The 991-nt window shown below is 79.2% G+C and carries 1 protein-coding gene; it reads left to right on the forward strand.

What is annotated here, in order from left to right:
• A partial coding sequence (locus B7P34_RS35990; protein ID WP_146167046.1) for an AAA family ATPase occupies positions 1-991 on the forward strand: 991 nt, incomplete at both ends.

Raw genomic sequence — 991 nt, forward strand, 5'->3', positions numbered from 1 at the left:
CCGGCGTACGGGTCGCCGCCGCCCAGGCCTGCCGCGACGAGTCCGGCCGGCCCCACAGCCTCGCCGCCCGGCTGCACGGCGCCCTGGCCCGCAGCGGCCACGCCGCCGCACCGCCGCCGCACCGGCAACCGCAGGACCTGGAACGGGCCGCCCTGTGCCGCGTCTTCCTCGCCGCCGCCCGCACCGAACCGCTGCTCGTCGTCATCGACGACGTCCAGTGGGCCGACCAGGCGTCCCTGCGCTGGCTGCAGGCCCTCGCCCGCCGCCTCGCAGGCACCCCCCTGATGCTGCTCACCGCCCACAGCGACGCCGCCCCCGCGGCACCCGGCGACCACATCACCCCCTGCCCGCTGGACGGCGAGCACACCGTCGCCCGGCACACCCTGCCCCTCGGCCCGCTGCCCGATCCGGCCGTCGGCCGGCTCCTCGCCGAGGCCTGGCCCACCCCGGCCGACCCCGCCTTCCAGGAGGCGGCGGCGCGGGCCGCCGACGGCAACCCCGCCCTGCTGCGCTCGGTCATCAGCCAGTTCGCCCGCCACGGACGGACCCCCACCGGCGACAACCTGGACCACCTCGCCGACTGCACCGCCGAAGCCGTACGCCGGCGCACCCGGCAGACCCTCACCGTGCTGCCCGAGGAACTCCACGGCATCCTGCGCGTCATCGCCGCCGCCGGTCCCGACTGCACCCACCCCATGATCGCCGCGCTTGCCGGGGCACCCGCCCCCCGCGCCCTCGCCCGGCTCTCCGGAACCGGCCTGCTCCTCCCCGGCGACCGCCCCGCCTTCCGCCACCCCGCCGCGGCCGAAACCGTCCTGGCCGCCCTCACCACCGAGAGCCGCGAGGAACTCCACGCCCGCGCCGCCGCATGGGCCTACCGGACCGCCGCCCCCGACAGCGCCGTCGCCCGCATGCTGCTGAGCGCACGGCCCGCCGGCGCCGCCTGGGCCGTCGGCCTCCTGCGCGGCGAGGCCGCCCGGCACCGCACCAC

The organism is Streptosporangium nondiastaticum (assembly GCF_003011965.1).
Lineage (GTDB): Bacteria > Actinomycetota > Actinomycetes > Streptomycetales > Streptomycetaceae > Streptomyces > Streptomyces nondiastaticus.